The organism is Sphingomonas bacterium, assembly GCF_903644055.1.
GTDB lineage: Bacteria > Pseudomonadota > Alphaproteobacteria > Sphingomonadales > Sphingomonadaceae > Sphingomonas_I.
The window spans coordinates 1-5,517 of the sequence record NZ_CAHJXD010000133.1 but is presented as its reverse complement, the minus strand read 5'-3'; the positions used below and the strand labels follow the sequence as shown (position 1 = coordinate 5,517).

Annotated in this window: 6 protein-coding genes; all 6 read right to left on the bottom strand. The window is 66.4% G+C overall.

Translation table 11 applies throughout. From position 1 onward, the window contains the following. Nucleotides 1-58 precede the first annotated feature (58 nt). Nucleotides 59-520: a VOC family protein gene (locus HUU94_RS05835; RefSeq protein WP_174274161.1), complete on the bottom strand. Its 462-nt coding sequence runs from the start codon at nt 518-520 to the stop codon at nt 59-61. Continuing rightward, a complete protein-coding gene (locus HUU94_RS05830) occupies nt 517-666 on the bottom strand; it encodes a hypothetical protein (protein ID WP_174274160.1) in 150 nt (49 codons plus the stop codon). Before HUU94_RS05830 ends, HUU94_RS05835 begins: the two co-directional genes overlap by 4 nt. Then, nucleotides 663-2,735, bottom strand: a complete 2,073-nt coding sequence (locus HUU94_RS05825; protein WP_174274159.1) for a hydantoinase/oxoprolinase family protein — start codon at nt 2,733-2,735, stop codon at nt 663-665. Before HUU94_RS05825 ends, HUU94_RS05830 begins: the two co-directional genes overlap by 4 nt. Further along, nucleotides 2,732-4,498 (bottom strand): hydantoinase B/oxoprolinase family protein, encoded by a 1,767-nt coding sequence (locus tag HUU94_RS05820; RefSeq protein WP_174274158.1) that lies wholly within the window; start codon nt 4,496-4,498, stop codon nt 2,732-2,734. Before HUU94_RS05820 ends, HUU94_RS05825 begins: the two co-directional genes overlap by 4 nt. A 39-nt stretch (nt 4,499-4,537) precedes the next feature. After that, nucleotides 4,538-4,852, bottom strand: a complete 315-nt coding sequence (locus HUU94_RS05815; protein ID WP_174274157.1) for a DUF4286 family protein — start codon at nt 4,850-4,852, stop codon at nt 4,538-4,540. Between the two features lie 38 nt (nt 4,853-4,890). Continuing rightward, on the bottom strand, nt 4,891-5,517 hold a 627-nt coding region (locus tag HUU94_RS05810; protein WP_174274156.1), incomplete at its 5' end, for a zinc-binding dehydrogenase.

Sequence of the window (5,517 nt, the reverse complement as noted above, 5' to 3'; positions counted from 1 at the left end):
GATCCAGGATCGGTGCGAGCTCGCGATCGACGAGGTGACGGCTCGACATATCGGGCCGCTACTTTCCCGCGCCGCCCCGTTCGGCGCGGCCGCGCTCGACCTGATCGTGCATCTCCATCGTCACCAGTTCGATCAACTGGCCGTCGGGGTCGCGGACTATGGCGGCGCGGGGAATGTCGTTGAGCACGGTGCCGCCGAGATCGCGGATCTTCGCCAGCGTCCCGGGAATATCGTCCACGGCTATCGAAAGATGCGTGAGGCCCGTCTGGTTGAACAGGCGATTGGCCGCGTCTGGCCTCGACGCGGGATCGAACGTCAGCAGTTCGAGCGTGAACCCGCGCAGCATGAGATAGGCGGCATGAATGTCCGATGGCGGGTCAAGCGCCATCAGCGGCTGGATCGTCGCGGCGGGCAGCTTCAGCTCGCGATCATAGACGAAGTCGAACGCACCCTCGTAGAACCGCCGCGATCGCTCGATATCGGTGACGCCCAGACCGATATGAACAAGAACATAGCTCATGCGGGCTCCAATTCCGGTTCAAGCATCCGGGCGAGGTCAACCTTATCGGACAAGGCCGCGCCGTGGAAACCGCCATCCACATCCAGCGTGGCGCCGATCCCGGAGTGGCATCCGGTCGCGACGACCTTGCCGCCCCGATCGCTCATCGCGGTGCGACTTCGACCAGGATGTCGCCATTCTTGAGCACATTGGCGACATCGCCCGCGCCCATCACCAGCGTCGTGAACCGGCTTTGGATCAGCGCCGGCCCGGTGACACTATCGCCATGGCCGAGCCGCTCGCCCGAATAGACCGGCGCCTCCTCGTGCCATGCGCCGCCGGAATAGAGCCGCCGCTTGCCGATCGGCTCCATAGCGTCGGCTTGCGAAACGACCTCCGAAAGCTTGGGCTGATCGACGAGGCCGCTTGCGACGAGGCGGATGCCGCGGATCACCGGCTCCTGGCTGCGCGCCTCGACGAGGCGGGTGGCCTCGTTCCGGCGGTGAAATTCTTCGACCGATGCGAGCAGCGCATCGCGCGACAGCGACGCACCGATACCCTTGGTCACGGGAATCGCGGTATCGAAGGTCTGGCCCGGATAGACCATGTTGAGCATCCATTCGAAACGCCGCAGCTCCGGCGCGACGCCCGCCGCCTCGAGCTGCTGGATCGCATCGGCCTCGAGCTCGGCCGCGAGACCGCTCAGCCGATCGAGATCGATGTTGCGCCAATCGGCTAGCAGCGCGCGCGCATCATCGAGCAGGTGATCGGCGGTCAACAGGCCGAGCGCGGACATCGCGGGCGCCGCCTGCGGCACGAGCACGCGCTTCATCCCAAGCTCGCGGGCATGTTCGACCGCATGAACCGCGCCCATGCCCCCGAATGCGACGAGATCGAGCTGGCGCGGATCGGCGCCCGCCAGGCTCAGCGCGCGGCGGATACCGTCGCACATATGGGCATCGATTATCGCGATGATGGCAACCGCGGCCTCGTCGATCCCGAGCTGGACCGCCTCTCCGACCCGGCCGACCGCAGCGCGCGCGCCATCGACGTCGAGCGAGAGGCGGCCGCCCCAGAAGCCCGCGGGATCGAGCCGGCCGCACAGCAGATCGGCGTCGGTCACGGTCGGCTCGGTGCCGCCGCGCCGGTAGCAGACCGGTCCCGGCTGGCTGCCGGCGCTATCGGGGCCGACGGTGAGCTGGCCGTCGCGCGACCGGGCGATCGAGCCGCCGCCGGCGCCGACCGACACGACATCGACCATCGGCAGAGCGATGCAATAGCGATGCCGCCAATTCCAGTCGCTCTTGATATCGGGCTTGCCGTCGCGGATCAGGCAGACGTCGTAGCTGGTGCCGCCCATGTCAACCGAGATGACATCGCCCATGCCGGCATCGGCGGCCGCGCGCGCCGCCGCGACGACACCGCCCGTCGGCCCCGAGCTGATCGTCGCGAGCGCGCGCTGGCGGATGTTATCGGGGGTCGCGACACCGCCCGAGGAGGTCGCGAGCAGGAGTTCGCGGCTGAAGCCGGTATCGGCCAGGCGCTTCTCCAGCCGATCGAGATAGCGCACGATCGGCGGCCCGACGAAGGCGTTGACGAGCGTGGTGGACGTCCGTTCGAACTCCGGCGGCTTGGGATAGACCTCGTGGCTCAGCGAGATCAGCTCGACCTCGGGAAAGGCCTGGAGGATCAACTCGCGCGCGCGCTTCTCATGGACGGGATTGACGTAGCTGTGGATGAACACCACCGCGATCGAAGTGACGCCGAACGCCTTAAGCCGGCGCGCGGCGGCGCGCACCGCTTCTTCATCGAGCGGCGTCTCGATCTCGCCTTCCGCCGTCATCCGCTCATCCACCTCGAGGCGAACGCGGCGTTTGGCGATCGGCTGGGGGGCGGGGTAGGCCGGATCCCAGATATCCTCCTTGTAGCAGCGCCGAAGCTCGATCTCGTCGCGGAAGCCCCGCGTCACGATCAGCCCGGTGTTGGCGCCGCGCATCTGGATCATCGCATTGTCCGCGGCGGTCGTGCCGTGCACGATCGATTCGGTCTGCCGCAGCAGCGCTTCGCTGCCTTCGAGGCCCTCGGCCTCCGCGAGCTGGGCGATGCCGTTCAGCACCCCGAGCGACTGATCCTCCGGCGTGGTCGGAGACTTTTCCAGCACGAGCGTCCCGTCGGGACGCAGCAGCACGCAATCCGTGAACGTACCGCCAACGTCCACCCCAACCCGATACGTCATGCCGCCGCCTTCTCACCCTTCAGATCGGCGCGCAGCCGCGCCGTCGCGCCATGATCCAGCGCCAGATCCATCGCTTCGACCGATCCGGTGATCACCACGCCATAATCGCGGGCCGCGCCCTCGATCGAGACATATTCGTCCCACACATCTTCCAGCACCGCCTCGGGGGCGCGCGCATAGGCATCGCCCCAGCCGCCGCCGCCGCCGAAATTATAGATCAGCGCCTCGCCGCGCTCGAGCAGATGCGCGTTGACCACCGGCGATATATTGACCTCGCGATCGGTGCCGGCGCTGACGATCGCCTCGTCGGGCGCGCCATGCCGCCCGCCGGCGATGCCGGGATGCACGTGCCGCTGGTTGACGATATACTGGCTGATGTAGGTCGGCGTGCGCACTTCCTTGACGAAATGGCTGCCCAGCCCGCCGCGCCACTGGCCCGCGCCGCCGCTATCCATGCGATAGTTGCGGTCGCGGATGATGTGCGGGAAATTGACCTCGTTGAGCTCGGCGGGCGCCTTCAGCAGATTGCCGAACGCCGCGGGCAGCGCGCCCCAGCCATCGGCGCCCTTGATGCCGTTGCACCACCCGGCATTCACCTCGCCGCCATGATCGAAGAAGGCCTTGCCGGTCCGCGGATCCTTGTCGCCCCACATCTGGCGCGGCGAGCCATATTTGTAGGTCTGCGGCGATACCCGCTCGGGCAAGAATTGGGCGATCGCCAGCGCCACCGCATCGGAAACCTCGGTGCCGGGATGATGGGTGCCCGAAGACACCGGCTTGTTGGGCGTCGGGTTCACGCACGAACCCTCGGGCGCGATCAGCTCGACGCAATCGAAGAAACCCTCGTTCTTGGGGATCGTCGGATCGACGACGCTCATCAACTGGCCGAGCGCGTTGCCGCGCGTGTTGCCGAGCGTCGACCAGGCCGCGATGTGCTGCCGCGTGTCGGAGCCGTTGAAATCGAGGACCAGCCGGTCGCCCTTTACGGTCACCGCGACATGGACGTGGATATCCTTGTTGCCCTGCGGATCGCTGTCGACATAGGCATCCGCCTCATAGGTGCCGTCGGGCCAGCGCGCGATCTCCTCGGAGAAGCGGCGGCGCGCCTCGTCGATAGTATGATCGATCGCCGTCTGGACCGTTTCGGCGCCGTAGCGCTCGATGAGGTCGTTGAGGCGGCTTGCACCGAGCTGCGCCGCGCCAACCTGGCTCTGCATGTCGCCGATGAAGCCGGCGAGGCGATTGTTGGCGCGCAGCAGCAGGATGACATCCCGCCGCTCCTTGCCGCCATCGACGATCTTGAGCAGCGGATAGCGCGTGCCCTCGGACCAGATGTCCTTCGCCATCGTGTTGTAGCCACCGGCCACAGCGCCGCCGGTATCGCCATGGTGGCACTGGATGGAGGCGAACATCAACAATTTGCCGTCGGCGAAGACGGGGGAGAAGACGTTGAAATCTGGCAGGTGGCCGCCGCCATAATAGGGATCGTTGGCAAGGATGACGTCGCCCGGCTTGAGGTCCTCGCCGAAGAAATCGATTGCGAGGCGCACCGGCAGCGTCGACGACAGCATGAACTGCGGGATGCCGACCGAGAGCCCCGCCAGCCGACCCTTGCTGTCGAGGATCGTGGCGTTGCGCTCGTTGGACTGGTTGAGGATCGGGGTCGTCGCATGGCGCGAAACATAAGTCGCCATCTCGAAGCAGATCGTTTCCATCGCCGAGCGGATCACTTCCGCGGTCACCAGATCGATCTTGCTGCTCATCGCCTAATCTCCCGATCCCAATTCATTCCACCCGAAGGCTCAGCGGGCCTTGTACAGCATCATCCTGGCGCTTGCCGTGTCCAGCGTCGGCGAGATCTCCATCTCCCCGGCCTGGGCGCGCCGGCCGAGTTCGGCGAGCACCTCGGCGCCATCTTCGGCCTCGATCTCGTAGATCGCGAGATAATTGGCTTCCGGCGGACTGGGCGAAGCGGGATCGGCGTTGAAGCGTCGCCCCTTGGTGACGCCTGGGATGGCCAGCAGATCGCCGAGATGCGTGTCATCATACCAGCGGTTATATTCCTCATCCTGCCCGGGCTTGGCGTTGCTCGGAACGACGAGAATGTAACTGGCCATGATCTATCCGCTCCACGCTTTTGGAATTTCGCCCGTTTTCAGGCCTGTATATCGACGACGACCCGCCCGCGCACCTTGCCGTCGATGATATCGCGCGCCGCCTGCTCGATCCCCGCGAAGCCGACATGCCGCGTCATGCTTTCGAGCTTCGCCGGATCGAGATCGACGGCCAGCCGCTGCCACGCGCGCTCGCGCTTGGCCATCGGCGCCATCACGGAATCGACCCCGAGCAGCGCCACGTTCCGCAGGATGAACGGCATCACCGTCGACGGCAGATCGGCGCCCTGCGCGAGCCCGCAGGCGGCGACCGCGCCGCCATATCTGATCTTCGAAAGCACGTTGGCGAGCGTCTGGCTGCCGACCGAATCGACCGCGGCGGCAAAGCGCTCCTTATCCAGCGGACGCCCCTTTTCGGAGAGCTCGGCGCGATCGACGATCGTGGTCGCGCCCAGCGCCTTGAGATAATCGGCCTCCTCGGGCCGGCCGGTCGACGCGGTAACGGTATAGCCGAGCTTTGCGAGCAGCGCGATCGCCACCGAGCCGACGCCACCGTTGGCGCCCGTCACCAGCACCTCGCCCTTGTCCGGCGTGATGCCGTAATCCTCGAGCGCGAGCACGCACAGCATCGCGGTGTAGCCGGCGGTGCCGATCGCCATCGCCTGCGC